Source organism: Eisenbergiella porci (assembly GCF_009696275.1).
Lineage (GTDB): Bacteria > Bacillota > Clostridia > Lachnospirales > Lachnospiraceae > Eisenbergiella > Eisenbergiella porci.
Genome location: NZ_VUMI01000066.1, coordinates 11,080 through 30,055, shown reverse-complemented (window position 1 = coordinate 30,055; position 18,976 = coordinate 11,080). Strand labels below are relative to the sequence as shown.

Sequence of the window (18,976 nt, the reverse complement as noted above, 5' to 3'; positions counted from 1 at the left end):
GCACTCATCCGTAGGGTTTTTCCTTTCATAAGGATAAGGCTATTGTAAAAGAAAAAGAGCACCGTGGCAACGGTGCAGAGAAAAGATAAGAAAGGCTATTGCACAGCATGTGCGATTTGGTTCAAGAAAAATTTAAACATGGTGTGCATAGGCTCCAATGATAAGAGCCGGATCTAATGTCAGGTCAGAGCATACCCAAATAGCCATGCTGTTATTGTACTTTACAAGAATATTGTCATTATACTCGTCAACCTGTGTATACAGGCCAGTTCGGTATTTTTCGTATAAAAGATGGTGACTATAACATTACCATTCCTTACATTTCCCCAACAATTTTAATCTCCCCCCCTAGAATTTTTCTCCCAACTATGCTATAGTATCCAAGATAGAGCATTAAACGTATAAAGAATACCAGTTTTAAAAAACTAAGTAACAACCCTTGTAACATTTACCAATAAAAACCAGTCAAACCACCATTTGATTTGCCGTAAAATCTATTGACATAATAGAACATAACATCATATACTAATAATCAGAAATTTTACATATTTTCGTAATTTCCATATTTGAGCATTACGAAATGTACCTATATATAATAAGGAAGACAATATGAACCAACCCCAAGTCCCAAGTCATCCCCCCAAATGGTTGCCACCCACAATGTGGGCCATTTTTACAATAATCCTGCTGGTTACATTAACATTGTCCTTCCAAACCGGCACTGCCACAAAGGCTCTGGAGAAGCCCCTGGTATCCCAGGTAACCAACACAATGACAACCCTTCCTTCCGAAGAAGCAATCCTGACAATCACCTATTACATTAGGCAGATTGGACGTGCTCTGTTATTTTTCCTGCTCGGCCTTACCGGAAGCTGGTCAATCCACCTTACCTTCCACAAAATTACCGCCAGGAACCGGTTCCTTGGAACTGCTCTTATGTTGTTTATAATATCGTACTTCACAGAAAAAATGAAAATATTTATCCCCGGAAGGCACTATTCCTTCCCGGAATGCCTTGAAAGCTTTCTTTTCGGCATATTAGGCTGTATTTGCATAACCTTTCTGCTATATCATTTACGCCGCATAGCCAGCCGGCCGCCGGAAAGTAATATAAATAAAACTGCCCCAGGGAGTACGAAATAATATCGGCGCATCTGATATTATATCTGTGTATACTGTTTTCTGCGTCCATCGCAGAAAATCAGGTGCCAGGTTCCGACGGAGGCCCATATTTGCAGAGCGGATATGGTATAATATCATTAGAACATCAGAAAGTTTGCATCACACAATTAACAAAAAGTGCCATAAAAATACAGCATAAAATCTCTTCATTATTTTTAGAACAAGAAAAAATTTCCCATCACAGGGAAATAAAAATCAAATACAAAAGCAGGTCACAGCGCACACTTAAATTAAGCACTGATTATATCCAACACATAACTTTCATTAATCTTCATTATGTCGGATTTAACCATACTTAAACCGCAGCACATACCGCATTAAACAAACACACAAAAGGTTCCCAACCCTGACATGGTTTCTAACCCCGGCCCCAAACGCGCCGCCTGCCCCTGGAGGAATATGTACCAGAAAAAGTCCAACTTACAAAATCTCATAATAATATCAATAGACTGCCTTGTCCTCGTACTTAGCTTGGGCATTGCCAATTACATCCGGCATCAGAAGTTCTTCAAAGGTCTAAACAACCCGATGGATATGAAGGTTCTGATTGCCATTTTTTTGGTGGTCTTTCTGATAATCAACCTGTTTAAGAACTGGTACAAGCAGATGCTTCTGCGCGGACCGTTCCAGGAACTGATTGAAATCATCAAACTCAATTTGGTCACCTTGGCCGGAGCTACCTTTGCCCTGTATTTCACCCGTGTTATCGACGAGTATTCCAGAAAGGTATTGTTTTACTTCGTTCTGATAGATGTGTTGCTGATGTTCATCGTCCATCAGCTGTATAAGAAGTACCTGCCGGTATTCTACCGTATGGCCGGCAATGCCAGACAGCTTCTGTTGGTAGCTACCAGCGACGAAGCAGACCTGCTCGTTTCCGAAATGAAAAACAGCAAGGACTACAGTTATGCCATCAAAGGCATCATACTCCTTGACAGCGGAAAGAAAGAAAACAGCAGCAGTAAAAGTAAAGGAACCCCTGACAGAAAAGAAGTAGGCGGCATTCCCGTAGTTGCTTCCAGCAGTGAGCTTGTGGATTACTGCCTGACTGCATCTTTGGATGAGGTAATCATCTGCGCTGACAGGAAAACCCAGGAAGAGCGGAAAAACGACATGGAAAATCTTGCAGCCATGGGTCTTACCATCCATCTGCAGATTCCCGTCCTGGAGCTGGATGAGGCGCCTCAGCGCATCCTTTCCCAGTTTGGCCAGTTCCATACCGTAACCTATGCCAATAAGGTGGCGCCTTTTGGCCAGCTCATGCTGAAGCGCCTTATCGATATTGCAGGAGCGCTGGTGGGAACGATAGTTCTCATTATCCTGACCATTTTTGTCGCTCCGTTAATTAAGCTGGATTCTCCCGGCCCGATATTCTTTGCACAGAAGAGGGTGGGACGCAACGGCCGTATTTTTAAGATGTACAAGTTCCGTTCCATGTACATCGATGCGGAGGAGCGGAAAAAGGAACTGATGGCCCAGAATGAAATGGACGGCCTGATGTTCAAGATGGAGGATGATCCCCGTATTACGAAGGTGGGAAAATTCCTGCGGAAAACCAGCCTGGATGAATTCCCCCAGTTTATTAACATTTTAAAGGGTGATATGAGTCTTGTTGGGACAAGACCGCCGACGCTGGATGAATTTGAGCATTATCAGTCTTATCATAAGAAGAGACTCAGCTTCCGTCCCGGCCTGACCGGTATGTGGCAGGTAAGCGGCAGAAGCGATATAACGGACTTTGAAGAAATCGTAAGGCTTGACGTTGAGTATATTGATAACTGGTCTGTCGGCCTTGATATTAAAATCCTGATTAAAACCGTTCTGGCCGTTTTTTCCGAAAGCGGAGCTAGATGATTTTTTTGTGCCCTGAACTCCTGTTTTAAACGGATATTAAGTTCTGTTTAAAAATGCCGATAAGCTATAAGGAGACAGGAAAACCAAAATAACGAATGAGGATAATTCTATGGAAAAAATGAGTAAAGCGGATCTGGAGAAAGAAGAGATTCTGAATCCGGAGAAAGCGGAGAAAAGACGGCGCAGAAAGAAAAAAGCCCGTATTATGGCTGTGGTAACTGTAATCTGCGTGATTCTGGTGGTATGCTGCACCGGTTTTATCGTGGTCCGGGCTATGGGAAAGAACAGTATAATGAGCAAGGCAACAAGCCCTTCGCCTTCGCTGTCCACGGATCTGAATGTCATGGATAAGGTGGAGCAGTGGCAGGACGGCTGGGTTGGCTATAACGGCAAGGTATATGAGTATAATGACGATATCATGACCTTCCTGGTCCTGGGCATTGATAAGAAGAGTACTTCACCGCAGACTGGCAGCGGCATCAGCAACAGCCAGGCGGATGCCATTTATCTGGTGGTGATGAATCCGCATACGAAAAAAGTGGATTTAATTGCGGTTAACCGGGATACGATTGCGGATGTGGATGTATATTCCCAGCCCGGCGCTTATGCGAATACGATTAAGACACAGATCGCCCTGCAGTATACCTATGGCGACGGTAAGGCCAAGAGCGCACAGCTGATGGAAAAAGCGGTTTCAAAGCTGTTTTACCAGTTGCCCATACATGGCTATGTGGCAATCAGTATGGATGCCATCCCTACGATTAATGATACTATCGGCGGGGTTGAAGTGCAGTGTCTGCAGGATTTGACGGAAGTGGATCCCCTGTTGAAGCAGGGAGAGTCGCTGAAGCTGGAAGGCCAGTCCGCATTCTGGTATGTGAAATACAAGGATGTGAATGCTTCTCATGGAAGCAGTGACAGGCTGGAGCGTCAGACACAGTATATCCAGTCGTTTGTCGGCCAGGCTAAGTCTGCGTTTAAGGCGGATGTTGCCATGCCTCTTACATTGTTTAAAAAGCTCAGCCCTTACATGGTGACGGATATCAAAGCGGACGAGGTAACCTATCTTGTTTCAACAGCCGCTGCTTATAAGTTCAGCGGCGAGGTGCACAATCTGGCGGGAGAATCCAAAACCGAAGAAGGAAATGAAGCCTTTTATGTGGATGACAGCGCCCTTTATCAGCTGGTAATTGATCTTTTTTATAATGAAGTACCACAATAAAATCCCCGCAATATATTATATGACAAAGGTAAAAATAAAATGATACGAAAAAAGAACTGCCTGTCGCTAACTGCTCTGATTTTGCTTTCAGCCGTACTTGCCGGCTGCGGCAGCACTGCCGCCCAGCCTGAAGAAAGCACGGCGCCGGCTGAGACTTCCCTGGAAGATTTTAAAAGCGCCGGCGATAAAACCGATATAGCCGCCCTGCAGCAAATCAATCCGGAGGCTTATGCCTGGCTGGAAATCACCGGCACGGATATCAGCTTCCCCATACTGCAGTCTGCGGAGGATGAAACCTTCTATCTGACCCATAATATTTACGGGGAAGAGGATGACAACGGAAGTATCTATACAGAGTATTACAATAATACGGATTTTGCCGATCCCAACACGGTTATTTATGGCCGCAACAGGGATGAAATGTTCGGCAAGCTCCATCAGTTCCAGGACAGGGATTTTTTTGATACCCATCGTGAGATAAAGATTTACACGGCGGGAAAAACTTTGACCTATAAAATCTTTGCCGCGTATACCTATGATGACCGGCATTTGATTGCCACCTATGATTTCTGGGATCAGCTTGTTTTCTCCAATTACCTGGAGGATGTATTTGCGATTCGGGCGATGGATGCCTTTATCGATGATTCGGTGGAAGTGACGGCTGAAAACAAGATTATAACCTTATCCACCGGAGTGACGGGGCAGGATGACAAGCGTTATCTTGTGCAGGCTGTGCTGGTAACGGAATAGGCCTGGAAAGGCAGATGGCAGGAATGGAACAGAAGAAGAGAAAGAAAAAAAGAAGAAAAAAGAAAATGTCCGGTGCCGCAAAATTTGGCATTGGCGTACTGATAGCTGCAGGCATTCTGCTCATGCTGGCCCTGATTGTACTCATTGCCTATTTTTGGATGGACAGTCATGGGAAAAGCGCGTTTGCCGAGAAGCAGGAAGCGGTTCCGGAGCAGATGCAGCAGGCTGCGTCCTCGTCTGATGTGTCGGGCAATGATGCGGATGATGCGCTGGAGGCGGGAAGCATTCGCTATAACGGGAAAACATATGCCTATAAAAGCGATGTCCTGACCTTTTTGTGCATGGGAATTGATAAAACAGGAGAGGTAAAGGCCTCCAAGGATTTATACAGAGGCGGGCAGGCAGACGCGCTGTTTCTGGCGGTGCTGGATCCCGGCGATAAGAAAATAAATATCATCGGTATCAACCGTGATACCATGACTGAAATAAAAACCTTCGATCCCAATGGCTTATATGCGGGAAAAGAGGTGGCGCAGATTGCGCTTGCCCATGCTTATGGCGAGGGACTGGAAGAGAGCTGCGAAAATACAGTGGAGGCTGTATCCAACCTGTTTTACGGGCTGCCGATTCACGGCTACTGCGCACTGAATATGAGCGTAATAAGCACCATTAATGATGCCGTGGGAGGCGTAGAGGTTACCATACCGGAATCCCTGGCAGGCGTGGGAATGAAAATCAACGGGAAGGGCTATGGCTATAACTGGTCAGCAGGGGACAGAATCCATCTGCAGGGAGAGGAAGCCTATGTCTACATAAAATACAGAGACACCAAGGTAGCCCAGAGCGCGGATGAACGTCTGATCCGCCAGAAGACCTATCTGCAGGGCTTTGTGAATCAGGCCAAGGCGGCGGTGAAGCAGGATATGACGCTTCCGCTGAAGCTATATACGCAGGTTTTGCCATACATGGTAACGGATATTTCTGCCGAGGAGGCGGTATATCTGGCCGGACAGGCTTTATCATACAGTTTTGATGAAAATGACATTTATACAATGGAAGGGCATGTGGAAATGGGTGAAGTATTTGAAGAATTTTACCAGGATGACACCGCCCTGTATGAATTGATTTTAAAGATTTTTTACGATGAGGTGACTCCGCCCGGTACTGCGTCAGGCAGTTAAATAATGGTATTAGCGTCCGGGCAGCCGAACGTTGATATATAGAAGCCACACACAAAAACTAAGAAAGGGGGATGATTGAAATGAAAAAGAAAGTGGCAATTGTTCTTTCAGTAATTCTCGCATGCTCTATGAGCATGACCGCGATGGCGGCTCCCAGCCCGTCCATCCAGAAAGAGCCCGTTGCGCAGGTAGTAGTTAACCCTACTGTCGGCACAGCAGGCAACAATGTTGCAGTACAGGCTACAACTGTTAACAGTGAAAAGTCAGCAGTTCTTCCTGGTACAACCTTCAAGACCGCTAGCGGACAGGTTGTAGATCCTGCTGCAGTAGCAATGGTGGTAGCACCTTCTACAGCAGAGCAGGCTCAGGCAGCAGCAGCATCTCTGGTTGCCGCACTGGCTTCCAGCAAAATGCAGGTAGTTAACTTTACCGGCAAGAGTACTCTGTCTCTGACAGACACAAAGGGCAATCTGAATGTTGTTAACAACATTACAATTGGCCTGACAACAGCTTCTGGTGAAGCAGTTGCTCAGAACGGATCTGTTTCCGCAGCATTTGCGCTGACAGAAATCCTTGGCGGCACTGTACTGGCTGAAGGGGAAACCATTCAGGCATTATATCAGAGAGCTGACGGTACATGGGTAGCTGTACCTGTAGTTATTAAGAACGGTACGGTTGCAATCGCACTTCCTGCATTCGGCGGTGCTGTAAATGTAACCTTTATAGTAGCCAAGGGCGCTTCTCTTGAAGATGTTCCGGCTACAACTTCACCCAGAACCTGATAGTTCCGGGCTGAATATTATTTCCAATCAATAAATCAATTTGTGTGGTTTCAAAAACGTCTGGATACCTGAACATCGGGTCCAGGCGTTTTTCCTTTTCAGGGATGGATTTGGCGCCTGATGTTTTCCAATGACACTTTTAATGATACTCCGTAACTGCTGCACAATTAGGTTTGTACTTAAAATGAACGAAATAGTAATAGTTTGACACAGAGACGCAGCAGTGGAATGAATTGGCAAAAGATACAGAATAGCGTTTTATTGGATTGGAATTATTAGAAAATATGCGATAATACCAATGCCTTTTCTATAATATAGCATAGATTTCCTTTGAAAAAATTATGTGCATAAAGGTATAAATCAAAATGGATAATCATTTTTTTTGTGCACAATAACGGAACAGGTACATCCTGATTGGCAGATGTGCCATATATGGCACATCATTTTCTTCCTCATCAAATCAGAATCTATCGTCTGTAGTAATAATTTAAAAAGTTCGGTAAAATACTACTACAGTTCAGTGGAAAAAGCAATTCTTGCCTGAGGAATATGCTAAACTGAAAAAAATCGAAGTTTGGTAAATTTGGGGAGCAAGGTGCTAATGATGATGGATTATGTAGTTATTATGCGTGGCTTAAGAGAAGACAACGATGTAAAACAAAGGGAGGTGGCGGAGTATCTGAACATAGACCAGAGAGTCTATTCCAGGTATGAGCGCGGGCAGAATGCCATGCCGGTGCGTTTCATTCCTCTGCTTTGTGACTACTATAATGTATCAGCTGATTATCTCTTGGGCAGGACAAGGGAAAAGGATTTCCCCGGAGCCGACAGAAGCCGCAAGCTGGGGACCACCAGGAAAAACGGGTAAGACAAAACTGAAGAGGGTGCATGAAAGCTGACTCGCTGTGCAAAGCGGCTTTGATGCAGTAAAAAAGAACGGCGCGCGCCGTTCTTTTTTCTGTGCATCATTCTTTTTTCTTGAGAAAAAACGGATAATCGGATATAGTATTAGGTATGACGCTTTCTACAGGCAGCGTCATACAACAATTAGAAAAGCAGGAGCAGATGCATATGAAATGTCTTGTGCTGGCGGGCGGCAGGGGAGACCGGCTGTGGCCGCTTTCCAGGAAAAATTATCCCAAGCAGTTTATCAGTATCCAGAAGGATCATTCCATTTTTCAGGAAACGATTGCCAGGAATATTCCCTTCTGTGATGAATTTATCATAGTGACTAACAAAGAATATCAGTTTATCGTGGAAAACCAGATGAAGGCCTTCCAGGGCATCACCTACCGGTTGGTGCTGGAGGAGGTGGGGCGCAAGACGACGGCGGCCATTGTGCTCTCCTGTCTGCAGTTCCCTTTTTCCGAGCTGATGTTTGTGGTGGCAAGCGATCATCTCATCGACGGACCTACCTACAAGGATGATGTGACGAAGGCTGCGGAGCTGGCAAAGGAAGGGTGGCTTATCACCTTCGGGATGGATATCCGCAAGCCGGAGACCCGTTTCGGATATATCCGCTGTCAGGGTGAGGATGTGGTGTCTTTCATTGAAAAGCCGGATGCGCAGACAGCGGCCTCTTATTTTCAGGCAGGGGATTATCTGATCAACAGCGGCATGTTTTTATTCCGCGTGGGAACGCTGATTCAGGAAATCAGGAAATTCTATCCATGGCTGTATAATTCCTGTGAGGCGGCTTTTTATATGCGGAAGGTGAAGGGGCGTCATACCTTTTATCCCGCCGGGGTGCTGGAGGGGATACAGGCCGTTCCCATCGAAAAAAGCGTCTTTGAAAAGACCGGGAAAGGGAAGGTGATTCACAGCTCCTTCCAGTGGCAGGATATCGGCAGCCTGGAGGATTTGTCCCTTACCGGTATCCAGAGGGATGAGAGCAATCAGATCGTATACGAAAGCAGGAATACCACGGTGCTCAATCAGAGCGCCCGTCAGATTGTGGTGGCCAATAACCTGGAGGATATCACCATTATCAATACGGAGGATGCCGTTTATGTGGGACGGACCGGGGAATCTGAGAAGCTGAAGGATATCATGCGGGAGAATCCGGAGGAGCAGCATTATTTTGACCAGGGGCGGGTGATATACAAGCCCTGGGGGACATATGAGCTTCTGAACGTAAATCCCATGTATGTAGTCCGTAAGGTAGTGGTTACCGAAGGAAAGACCATATATGCCCATCAGCATGCCCACCGGACGGAGCACTGGATCCTTGTATGCGGCAGGGCGCGGATCATCCTGGAGGGCGAGGAAGGGGAATATGGGGCTAATGACAGCATTGAGGTCCCGCGTAATACCACGCACCAGATTTCAAATATCGGGAATGAGCCGTTGGTTTTCATGGAGATTTCCACCGGTACCATGGTAGAGGAGCGGGATTTGATTTCCATCCGTTCCCGGGACCTGACGGAGGCGGAGCTGGGGTATCAGACGGAACCCTTTGTACGTCTGCTGCCTGCCTTCAAGGATTACCTCTGGGGCGGCACCAGGCTGCGGGATATCTATGGCAAAAAATGTGATTATGAGATTATCGCTGAAAGCTGGGAGCTGTCGGCGCATAAGGAGGGGCAGAGCATTGTGGCTTCAGGAAGGCATAAGGGCCTTCTTTTCTCAGAATACCTGGACCGCATCGGCAAAGAGGGCTGGGGCTGGAAATGCCAGCCTCTGGAGAGGTTTCCGCTTCTGGTCAAGCTCATTGACGCCAGGGAGAACCTGTCCGTGCAGGTGCATCCTGATGATGCCTATGCGCTGGAAAAGGAAAATGAATACGGTAAAAATGAGATGTGGTATATCCTGCAGTGTGAGCCGGATTCCTGCATTTACTGCGGCTTCCGGCGGGATGTGACCCGGGAGGAGGTGGAACAGGCCGTCCGGGATGATACCATTCTTTCCCTGCTAAACCGCGTGCCCATCAGACAGGGGGAGGCGTTCTTTATCCCGGCGGGAACGGTGCATGCCATCGGCAGGGGAAGCCTGATCTGCGAAATTCAGCAAAGCTCCAATTGCACATACCGTCTGTATGATTATAATCGTAAGGACAAGTATGGAAATTACCGGGAGCTTCATCTGGACAAAGCTCTGGCGGTAATGGATTATAACCGGTATGAGGTACAGCGCTTTGACAGCGAGACGATAGAAACACCGGCATATGTGTGCCATATTTTAAGCCGCTGCAAGTATTTTGAATGCATCAGCTGCAGGCTCCATGGAACCTATCAGCTGGAAGGGGACGGAAACTCCTTCTATTCCGTGTTATGTGTGCAGGGAGAGGCGTCCCTGCGATGCGGGGAAGGCGGAAACGGCGCGGAGCTGGCGATGAAGGCCGGCGACAGTGTCTTTATTCCTGCCGGGGAAAGAAAATTCCTGCTGGAAGGTGACGGAGAGCTGATTATCACTCATATTTAGAAAGCATTTCCGGCGAACATGCAGCTGCCGGAAACCGTAACCAATCGTCCTATTTATAATCAAAGACTGCGCCGAATCCCTTTCCCTGGATTCGGCGCAGTCTATCATGTTATTTTTTCAAAAAAACCGTATATCCCCTGCTGTTCAGCAGCTTCGCCGCCTTTTCAATAGCGGCTTCTTCATAAAACTCAATCCGCAGGACACCGTCCTCCGATTCTCTGTTATGTACAATCCCTATATTTTTGATGCTGATGTTGTTGAGGGCCAGCAGCGTGGCCACAGACGCCAGGGAACCGGCTTCGTCGGGAATTTCCACATTTACGGTATAAACCTTCTTAATCGGCCCGCTGGAGGCGTCTATGAAGGAATCCCGGTAATTCCGGGCGCAGTCAAAGAAGTCATACAGGTGACCGGCGTCGTGCCTGTCGATTTCATCCTTTACCTTTTCCAGGGAGCTGATATAGCGTTCCAGTAGCCGGGAGATATTTTCTCCGTTGGTAAGGCAGATTTGCTGCCACATGACGGTAGAGGAGGAAGCGATGCGGGTGATATCCTTAAAGCCTCCTGCCGCAACCAGCTTCATGATGCCGTCCTCATTGTCGCTCGACTTTACCAGATTTACCAGGGAGGAGGCGATTACATGGGGCAGATGGCTGATGGCCGCCGTCACATAATCGTGCTGCCTGTAGTCCAGAATCAGAGGAATGGCGCCCATGGCCTTTACCAGCGCGGCGTAGCGTTCCAGCTGCCGGCGGGGGACATCCCGGGTGGGGGTCAGGATATAATAGGCATTTTCAAGAAGAGAAGCCTTGGAGTTCTGGTAGCCGATCCGCTCGCTGCCAGCCATGGGATGCCCGCCGATGAAGCAGGAAGTCAGGCCCAGATGTTCGATGTGCTCGTGGATCGTGGTTTTTACGCTTCCCACATCGGTGAGGATACAGCCGTTCTCTTCCGCATTCAGAAGAAAAGAACGGATGAGCAGCAGATTACTGTCATTCTGGGAGACGGGGGCGCATAAAAATAAAAAGTCGGAGCTGGTAAATGCAGCGCCGTTGTCTTCTCCGATATGATCTGTGACTTCGTCCGCAGTGCCCTCCGCAAGGGCCAGCTTCAGCGTTGCCGGATCGGTGTCGCAGGCGCGGATAAAGCAGCCGGGATAAGCGGCGCGGATTGCTTTGGCGATGGAGCCGCCGATCAGACCAAGCCCCAAAAAGGCAAAAGTCATTTGTTCCATGGATGTTTACTCCTTCATTTCCGCACAGACAGCGGGCAGGGAGAGTTCCCTCCCTCCACCCGTCTGCACAGGGTATTTGTTTCTGATGCGCGGGCCCGCAGAAGAGCCGTCACACGAAAGGAAAGCTTTGTTACCGGAAAGTCCGGCCAGCCAGCCTTGCGTAAGGGGTGAGCTCTTCTGTGAGCCGGGCAAATTTTTCAAAGGTCAGTGACTGAGGGCCGTCGGAGAGCGCGTGGGCGGGATCATTATGTACCTCGATCATCAGCCCATCCGCGCCGCAGGCCACGGCAGCCTTGGCAAGAGGTGAAACATATTTGTATACGCCGGTGGCGTGGGAGGGATCTACGATGACAGGAAGGTGGGTCTTTTCCTTCAGTACGGGAACCGCGCTGAGATCGAGTGTGTTCCTGGTAGTGGTCTCAAAGGTACGGATGCCTCTTTCACATAATACTACATTGGGGTTGCCCTCCGCAATAATATATTCTGCGGCGTTGAGCCATTCGTCGATGGTGGCGCTCAGGCCTCTTTTCAGAAGGACGGGAAGACCGGAACGGCCCGCTTCCTTTAAAAGGATGAAGTTCTGCATGTTTCGGGCGCCGATTTGAATCATGTCCACATACTTTACTGCGGCTTCAATGGCTTCATTGCTCACCACCTCGCATATGGTTGCCAGCCCGGTTTCCTTTTTGGCTTCCTGCATGTAGCGCAGGCCTTCTTCCTCCAGGCCCTGGAAGGAGTAGGGCGAGGTCCTTGGCTTGTAGGCGCCGCCACGGAGTATGGTGGCGCCGGCGGCCTTCACCGCATGGGCGATGGACATGAGCTGCTCCTGGGTTTCAACGGCGCAGGGACCTGCCATGATGGTCAGGTTGTCAGGGCCGATTACCGTGGGGCCGACCTGGACGACGGACGGTTCGGGATGGAATTTTTTATTGGCCAGCTTGTAGGTTTCCGTTACGGGGACGATTCGGTCCACATCCTTGAAGCTGATGAGGTTTTCGGTGGACAGACGGCTTTTGTCGCCGACAACGCCGATGATGGTTACCTCTGTGCCCTGGGAAAGATGGGCGTTCAGCCCGCTTCCCTCAATATATTCCTTGATTGCCGTGATACTGGACTCGGCGGCCTGGGGTTTCATTACAATAATCATGAGACGGCTTCCTTTCTTTGATAAAATGCAGCTGCGAAGGTATTTAACAGTTGCAAATGTTTTTTAGTCAGTAATAATGCATGCAGCTATTAATATAGCACTTTAACGTACGAAAGTCAAGCGGTTGAGGAAACAGATTCTTGTTAAACAGGAACCGGCCGGAGAAACGGATACTTTTTAAATAAAAACGGATGATTTTTATTTAAAAAAAGCACAGCGGTTTATACATTCGGCTGAGGCGGCAGCATGGTATAAGTGGCTTTTCCCTGATTTTACGGGCTTTCGCATGCCCTTGTGAGAGGCTGGAGATGAAAGAGCGGAATGTCCAAAAAATAACTTGTATAAAATGTTGAAAATTGCTTGTAAAATTTTCTGGCATTTAGTAAAATATACCCATGGGGTTCTGGAAGAGAATTTAAGTGGATTGGGGACTTTGACAGAAAACCCGGAAATCGCATAATACGGAGGAATTCAGTATGAACATTTACACAACAGACAAGATTCGTAACGTTGTTCTTCTGGGACATGGCGGATCAGGCAAGACTAGTTTAGTAGAAGCAATGGCGTATTTGTCCGGAATCACATCCAGGATGGGAAAGGTGGCCGATGGAAATACGGTCAGCGATTTTGGCAAGGAAGAGCAGAAGAGAAAATTTTCAATCAGCACGTCCGTTGTCCCGATTGAATGGGAGGGTGTGAAGATTAATATATTGGATACCCCCGGTTTCTTTGATTTTGTCGGTGAAGTGGAAGAAGCAGTCAGCGCTGCGGATGCGGCTATCATCGTTATTTCCGGTAAGGCCGGCGTGGAAGTGGGAACCCAGAAGGCATGGGAGCTGTGTGACAGATACAAGCTGCCCCGTATGGTGTTTGTAACGGATATGGATATCGATAACGCTTCCTACCGTCAGATCGTGGAGGATATGACCAATCTTTACGGAAAGAAGATCGCGCCGTTCCATCTTCCCATCCGTGAAAATGAGAAATTTGTGGGATATATCAACGTTATTTCCGAGACCGGCTACAGATGGCAGGGCAAGGAGGTTGTGGAATGTGACATTCCTGAATACAATAAGCCGAATCTTCAGATTTGCCGAGATACGCTGATGGAAGCGGTTGCGGAGACCAGTGAAGAATTCATGGAAAGATATTTTGGCGGCGATACCTTCTCCGAAGCGGAGATCAGAGCGGCACTGCGTACCAATATCAATGACGGAAGCATCGTTCCCATGTCCATGGGCTCCAACATCCTGGGACAGGGCATCTATACGCTGCTGGATGATATCGTAAAATACCTGCCAAGTCCGGAGGGACGTGAAATCGCAGGCATTAATATGAAGACAAAGGATATTTACCAGGCGAATTATGATTTTGCAAAGGCAAAGAGCGCATTTATTTTTAAGACCATCGTAGATCCTTTTATCGGTAAATATTCTCTGATTAAGGTTTGCTCCGGCGTCCTTAAGACGGATGATACGATGCTCAATTACGATAAGGACATAGAAGAAAGAATCGGCAAGCTTTACGTGCTGCAGGGAAGCAAGCCCATTGAGGTGAGTGAGCTTCATGCCGGGGATATCGGCGCGCTGGCCAAGCTGACGGGAGCGAGGACGGGAAATACCCTTTCCACCAAGGCTACTCCCATTGAATTCGGCAAGGCGGAAATCTCCGTCCCTTATACCTCCAAGAGATATAAGGCTAAGAACAAAGCCGATATTGACAAGATTTCACAGTCTCTGACCAAGATGACCCATGAGGATCTGACACTGAAGGTAGTGAATGATTCTGAGAACCACCAGTCACTGCTTTACGGCATGGGCGATCAGCATCTGGATGTTGTGGTGAGCAGGCTCCTGAATGAATATAAGGTGGAAATCGAACTGAGCCAGCCCAAGGTTGCGTTCCGTGAGACTATCCGCAAGAAATCGGATGTGGAATATAAATATAAAAAGCAGACCGGCGGACATGGACAGTACGGCCATGTTAAGATGAAATTTGAGCCGCTGGGAGATCTGGAGAAGCAGTATGAATTTGCCCAGGAAGTAGTAGGCGGCGCTGTGCCGAAGAACTATTATCCTGCAGTGGAAAAGGGACTTCAGGAATCCGTCCAGAAGGGCCCGCTGGCCGCTTATCCGGTGGTAGGCGTGAAGGCTATTCTGTACGATGGCTCCTACCATCCTGTGGACTCTTCCGAAATGGCATTTAAGATGGCTACAATCCAGGCCTTCAAGAAAGGCTTCATGGATGCGGGACCGATTCTTCTTGAGCCGATTGCTTCTTTGAAGGTTACCGTGCCGGATCAGTATACCGGTGATGTTATGGGTGATTTGAACAAGCGCCGCGGCCGTGTCCTGGGAATGACTCCTATTGCAGGCGGAAAGCAGATCGTTGAGGCGGATGTGCCCATGATGGAGCTGTACGGTTATTGTACTGATCTTCGCTCCATGACAGGCGGCAGGGGAGATTACTCCTTCGCATTTGCCCGTTACGAGCAGGCGCCTTCCGATATCCAGGAGAAGGAAGTTGCGGCGAGAGCCGCTAAGGTTGCGGAAGGAAGCGATGAATAAAGTCTTTTTTAGAGAAGAAAAGCAGTAACTGTGAAGGAAGAACAGTTACGAAAAGGATTATAATATTGGGGTAAGGACGCCGAAGCTGTTGGGGTACAGCTTCGGCGTCCTTTTTTAGTAAATCTATACAAATGTGACTGATTGATTCCGAAGTTTAATAAAAAAACAAATAAAAACAATAAAAACAACAAATACAATGTTGATTTATGAATGATTTGGGTATATGATGGGAAGGTAAAAACGTAACTGCGAGTGTATTTAACAGCTGCAAAGAAATGAACATATGATGCCCGCGACCGTTAAATCATGGTACGGCGGGAAGCAGTCTTGTATATGACAGGAAAGGAGATTCCCATGAAGGTTTTGGATTCTAAATTTGTAAAGGATTTTATTAAGATGGCGGACGATGGTTATCATGAAGGATGGCATGAACGAAACGGCGGCAATCTTTCTTACCGGATTCGGCCGGAAGAGGTGGAGACCATCCGCAGCAGGCTGAGCGACCGCGGCGAATGGACGCCAATCGGCGTGAGCGTACCGGATTTGGCAGGGGAATTTTTCCTGGTGACGGGCACCGGAAAATATTTCCGAAACATCATTGTGGATCCGGAGGCCTGCATTACTATTATAGAGATTGATGAAAAGGGTGAAAATTACCGCATCCGCTGGGGCCTGGTGGAGGGCGGCGGCCCTACCAGCGAGCTGCCTACCCATCTGATGAACCATGAGGTGAAGAAGCGGGTGAGCAACGGTAAACACCGGGTTATTTACCATGCCCATACCACCAATGTCATCGCCCTTACCTTTGTCCTTCCGCTGAAGGATGAGATCTTCACCAGGGAGCTGTGGGAAATGGCTACGGAATGTCCGGTGGTGTTTCCTGACGGCGTAGGCGTAATCGGCTGGATGGTTCCGGGAGGAAGGGAAATCGCGCTGGAGACAGGAAAGCTGATGGAGAAGTACGATGCGGTTATCTGGGCACACCATGGCATGTTCTGCTCCGGAGAAAACTTTGACCTGACCTTCGGCCTGATGCATACCATAGAAAAATCCGCTGAGATTCTGATCAAGGTGTTGTCCATGAAGCCTGATAAGCTTCAGACGATTACGCCCGACAATTTCCGGGATCTGGCCGGAGCCTTCCATTTACAGCTTCCGGAAAGATTCCTTTATGAAAAAGAAGAGTAACTGTAGCCGGACGGTTACCAAGAAGCTGAATATGCTGTGATTATTTGGAAAACTGCCTGTAGGCGCAGCCTTTTCCTGCCGTGGGACGGCAGCAATTCTTTTCATAAAAACGGAATTGTATAAAAAAACAAGGAATCTCACATTGCATTTCAGACTGATTTTTATATGATAGAAATAGAGGAACTGTGAGTAGCGGACAGTTGCAAAATGCAGGAAGGGGGACGGGCCCGTAAGGTCTGCCCGGCTCATTGGCTGCAAAAATATAAGCCTGTATATGCGGGCGGACAGGAGAAATGGGATGAAGATAGACTGGAGACAGGCAGAGGCAAGGGATGCTGAAATACTGAGTACAGACGGGGACAGTTGTACCGTACTGTTGGGAGCCGGCGGGGGAGGCATTTCCCTCCCTCAGATAAAGGGGACGAAGGAACGTTATCTCACAGGAGATGTGGAGGTGCTGGAGGAGCATTCCACGGCAATGATGTTCCGCTGCTTTCTTCCGGGGCAGGAGAAGGAGAATCTTTTTATGCGCTTCGGAATCCTGCCGCAGTTCAAAACGAGAATCTGCCTGGATCTGGATTTGCTGGATAACAGGACAATATTTACGAACCGCACGCCGGGCACGCTGAAGCTGGTGGTGCATGGGCAGCGCACGCAGCGGGAAGAGGTGGAACGTTTTGAACTGGGCATGGATGAAATGTTCCATGATGTAAAGGTGCGTTTTGAGAACTTTACCATGTCGGATACCATGCCGGAGGAATTCCCGGTGCCTTCAAAAAAGCTGGTGGATGAATTCGGCCAGTGGATGGGGAAGGAATGGCCGGGAAAAATCCATTCCAGGGAGGAACTGAAGGAAAAGTATCAGGCGCTGGAAGGAAAGGCTGAGTATCCGTTCCCCGAATGGAATGTGTGGGGCGGTGATAAGACGAGGAAGCTGAAAGAGGGAACCGGCTTTTTCTCTACCTGCAAAACACCGGACGGCAGATGGCATCTTACCGATCCGGAGGGCTGCGATTATTTTTCCCTTGGCCCCTGCGGAACGCGGGCAGGTGAGTGGGGAAGGATTGACAGCTTTGAAAACTGCTGCGAATGGCTTCCAGAGGAGGATGCGCAGTATGCGGAATTTTTTGAGGAAGGCAGCAGGAGGAGGACTGCTTATATGCCGGTGGATCATTACAGGATGGCCAATTTCTCCGGCATGAATCTGAAAAAAATCTATGGGGATGACTGGAAGGAAAAATGGGAAGAGATTTCCTGCCATATCCTGATGAATAACGGTATTAATTCCCAGGGGAATTTCCCGGGGATCGCAGTGAATAACGGCAGAAGCAAAATGGCCTATGTGCGGGAGCTTCCTGATTTTCCGGTTACGGATACGCTGATCTTCAGGGATTTTCCGGATGTGCTGTCTCCGGAATATGAGGAAAAATCCCGCATCTATGCAGAGAAGCTGGAGGAATGGAAGTACGACCCCTGGCTGATTGGATATTTCCTGAGAAATGAACCGGAATTTAATTTTGTGGAAAATCTGGCTATTGCGGACGAGGTGCTGCGTAATCCGGCCCAGACCTTCTGCCGGAAGGGGCTGATTGCATTTTTAAAGGAAAGATATGTGACGATAGAGGCGCTCAATCAGGCCTGGAAAACGGATTTTGGCAGCTTTGCCGCGCTGGAGGGGCCTGTTGCGGACTGTTCCGCCCGTTATCCGGGTTCGCGGAAGGATATCCGGGAATTTTCCGGGAAGCTGATTACGGAGTATATCCGTGTCCCGTCCGTGGCCTGCAGGAAAGTGGATCCCAACCATCTGAATCTAGGACTTCGCTGGTCCAAGGCCTATAACGCGGATATGATGAAGGGATGGGAGTATTTTGATGTGTTTTCCATCAACTGCTATGACTTCGACCCCACAAGGGACATGGATTTTGTGAAAAATGCGGGCGTGGATCTTCCCATCCTTCTGGGTGAGTATCATTGCGGCGCTCTGGATCGGGGGCTGACGGCCACCGGCCTGAAGGGCGTGGCAAATCAGGAGGAGCGCGGCGTGATGTGGCGGTATTTTGTGGAAAAGGTGGCGGCGCATCCTTATGGCGTGGCCGCACACTGGTTCCAGTATAACGATCAGTTCTGCCTTGGCAGGTATGACGGGGAAAATTATCAGATTGGCATGGTGGATGTATGTATGCAGCCCTATCCGGAACTGATGGATGCTGTATATGAAACCTCAAAGGTACTGTACCAGGTAAAAAACGGGGAAAAACAGCCCTGTGGCAGAAAACCGCAGCCCATCCCCATGATAGGGTATTAAGCTTATGAGAGAAGAACGTATTTGGCGAAGGCCGCAGATAGTGCCGATGCCGCTGCAGACCGGAAAAATCAGTGCGCCGCAGATATGCTTAAACGGGGCTGGCTGGAAGCGTCTTTATCGATCATTTCCTTGTTTTCGGGGAAA

The 18,976-nt window shown here is 48.3% G+C and carries 14 protein-coding genes; 11 read left to right on the top strand and 3 right to left on the bottom strand.

Features of this window, described 5'->3' with window-relative positions:
* Positions 1-632 precede the first annotated feature (632 nt).
* Positions 633-770: a hypothetical protein gene (locus FYJ45_RS31175; RefSeq protein WP_154467919.1), complete on the bottom strand. Its 138-nt coding sequence runs from the start codon at positions 768-770 to the stop codon at positions 633-635.
* Between FYJ45_RS31175 and FYJ45_RS33320 the strand changes: the two genes are divergently transcribed.
* The 8 genes from FYJ45_RS33320 (at position 736) to FYJ45_RS25530 (ending at position 10,391) form a co-directional block, all read left to right on the top strand.
* A complete protein-coding gene (locus tag FYJ45_RS33320) occupies positions 736-1,143 on the top strand; it encodes a hypothetical protein (RefSeq protein ID WP_408609542.1) in 408 nt (135 codons plus the stop codon). The genes FYJ45_RS31175 and FYJ45_RS33320 overlap by 35 nt on opposite strands.
* A 438-nt stretch (positions 1,144-1,581) precedes the next feature.
* Positions 1,582-3,036 carry a sugar transferase gene (locus FYJ45_RS25560; RefSeq protein WP_035322098.1) on the top strand — a complete coding sequence of 485 codons (1,455 nt, stop codon included), beginning with the start codon at positions 1,582-1,584 and terminating at the stop codon, positions 3,034-3,036.
* Positions 3,037-3,145: 109 nt separating this feature from the next.
* Positions 3,146-4,258, top strand: coding sequence for an LCP family protein (locus FYJ45_RS25555; protein ID WP_154467912.1), 1,113 nt, complete (start codon positions 3,146-3,148; stop codon positions 4,256-4,258).
* A 39-nt stretch (positions 4,259-4,297) separates the two neighbouring features.
* Positions 4,298-5,008, top strand: a complete 711-nt coding sequence (locus tag FYJ45_RS25550; RefSeq protein WP_154467910.1) for a class B sortase — start codon at positions 4,298-4,300, stop codon at positions 5,006-5,008.
* A gap of 23 nt (positions 5,009-5,031) precedes the next feature.
* Positions 5,032-6,189 carry an LCP family protein gene (locus FYJ45_RS25545; RefSeq protein WP_207708455.1) on the top strand — a complete coding sequence of 386 codons (1,158 nt, stop codon included), beginning with the start codon at positions 5,032-5,034 and terminating at the stop codon, positions 6,187-6,189.
* A gap of 80 nt (positions 6,190-6,269) precedes the next feature.
* A complete protein-coding gene (locus FYJ45_RS25540) occupies positions 6,270-6,971 on the top strand; it encodes a hypothetical protein (RefSeq protein WP_154467906.1) in 702 nt (233 codons plus the stop codon).
* Positions 6,972-7,572: 601 nt separating this feature from the next.
* On the top strand, positions 7,573-7,839 hold the full coding sequence (locus FYJ45_RS25535) for a helix-turn-helix domain-containing protein (RefSeq protein WP_021636779.1): 267 nt from the start codon (positions 7,573-7,575) through the stop codon (positions 7,837-7,839).
* A 203-nt stretch (positions 7,840-8,042) separates the two neighbouring features.
* Positions 8,043-10,391 carry a type I phosphomannose isomerase catalytic subunit gene (locus FYJ45_RS25530; RefSeq protein ID WP_154467904.1) on the top strand — a complete coding sequence of 783 codons (2,349 nt, stop codon included), beginning with the start codon at positions 8,043-8,045 and terminating at the stop codon, positions 10,389-10,391.
* Positions 10,392-10,500: 109 nt separating this feature from the next.
* Here the strand turns inward: FYJ45_RS25530 and FYJ45_RS25525 are convergent, their stop codons facing one another.
* Together FYJ45_RS25525 and aroF are read right to left on the bottom strand one after the other, a co-directional pair.
* Positions 10,501-11,625, bottom strand: a complete 1,125-nt coding sequence (locus tag FYJ45_RS25525) for a prephenate dehydrogenase (protein ID WP_154467902.1) — start codon at positions 11,623-11,625, stop codon at positions 10,501-10,503.
* A gap of 130 nt (positions 11,626-11,755) precedes the next feature.
* Positions 11,756-12,772, bottom strand: a complete 1,017-nt coding sequence (aroF, locus tag FYJ45_RS25520) for a 3-deoxy-7-phosphoheptulonate synthase (protein WP_021636775.1) — start codon at positions 12,770-12,772, stop codon at positions 11,756-11,758.
* 476 nt (positions 12,773-13,248) lie between these two features.
* On the opposite strand from aroF, the gene FYJ45_RS25515 reads away from it, so the two are divergent.
* From FYJ45_RS25515 to FYJ45_RS25505, 3 genes are all read left to right on the top strand, one after another.
* Positions 13,249-15,339, top strand: coding sequence for an elongation factor G (locus FYJ45_RS25515; protein WP_154467900.1), 2,091 nt, complete (start codon positions 13,249-13,251; stop codon positions 15,337-15,339).
* A gap of 354 nt (positions 15,340-15,693) precedes the next feature.
* The gene (gene rhaD, locus FYJ45_RS25510; RefSeq protein ID WP_025490135.1) at positions 15,694-16,527 is read left to right on the top strand and encodes a rhamnulose-1-phosphate aldolase; all 834 of its coding nucleotides are present in this window, start codon (positions 15,694-15,696) and stop codon (positions 16,525-16,527) included.
* Positions 16,528-16,825: 298 nt separating this feature from the next.
* Positions 16,826-18,832: a beta-galactosidase gene (locus FYJ45_RS25505; protein WP_195841985.1), complete on the top strand. Its 2,007-nt coding sequence runs from the start codon at positions 16,826-16,828 to the stop codon at positions 18,830-18,832.
* The last annotated feature ends 144 nt before the right edge of the window (positions 18,833-18,976 follow it).

Bases quoted from the DNA above. Each gene is read 5' to 3' on its own strand.
- FYJ45_RS25560 (WP_035322098.1), top strand. From the start codon at position 1,582: ATGTACCAGAAAAAGTCCAACTTACAAAATCTCATAATAATATCAATA.
- rhaD (WP_025490135.1), top strand. From the start codon at position 15,694: ATGAAGGTTTTGGATTCTAAATTTGTAAAGGATTTTATTAAGATGGCG.
- FYJ45_RS25550 (WP_154467910.1), top strand. From the start codon at position 4,298: ATGATACGAAAAAAGAACTGCCTGTCGCTAACTGCTCTGATTTTGCTT.
- FYJ45_RS25515 (WP_154467900.1), top strand. From the start codon at position 13,249: ATGAACATTTACACAACAGACAAGATTCGTAACGTTGTTCTTCTGGGA.
- FYJ45_RS25535 (WP_021636779.1), top strand. From the start codon at position 7,573: ATGATGATGGATTATGTAGTTATTATGCGTGGCTTAAGAGAAGACAAC.
- aroF (WP_021636775.1), bottom strand. From the start codon at position 12,772: ATGATTATTGTAATGAAACCCCAGGCCGCCGAGTCCAGTATCACGGCA.
- FYJ45_RS25505 (WP_195841985.1), top strand. From the start codon at position 16,826: ATGAAGATAGACTGGAGACAGGCAGAGGCAAGGGATGCTGAAATACTG.
- FYJ45_RS25555 (WP_154467912.1), top strand. From the start codon at position 3,146: ATGGAAAAAATGAGTAAAGCGGATCTGGAGAAAGAAGAGATTCTGAAT.
- FYJ45_RS25530 (WP_154467904.1), top strand. From the start codon at position 8,043: ATGAAATGTCTTGTGCTGGCGGGCGGCAGGGGAGACCGGCTGTGGCCG.
- FYJ45_RS25540 (WP_154467906.1), top strand. From the start codon at position 6,270: ATGAAAAAGAAAGTGGCAATTGTTCTTTCAGTAATTCTCGCATGCTCT.
- FYJ45_RS25525 (WP_154467902.1), bottom strand. From the start codon at position 11,625: ATGGAACAAATGACTTTTGCCTTTTTGGGGCTTGGTCTGATCGGCGGC.
- FYJ45_RS25545 (WP_207708455.1), top strand. From the start codon at position 5,032: ATGGAACAGAAGAAGAGAAAGAAAAAAAGAAGAAAAAAGAAAATGTCC.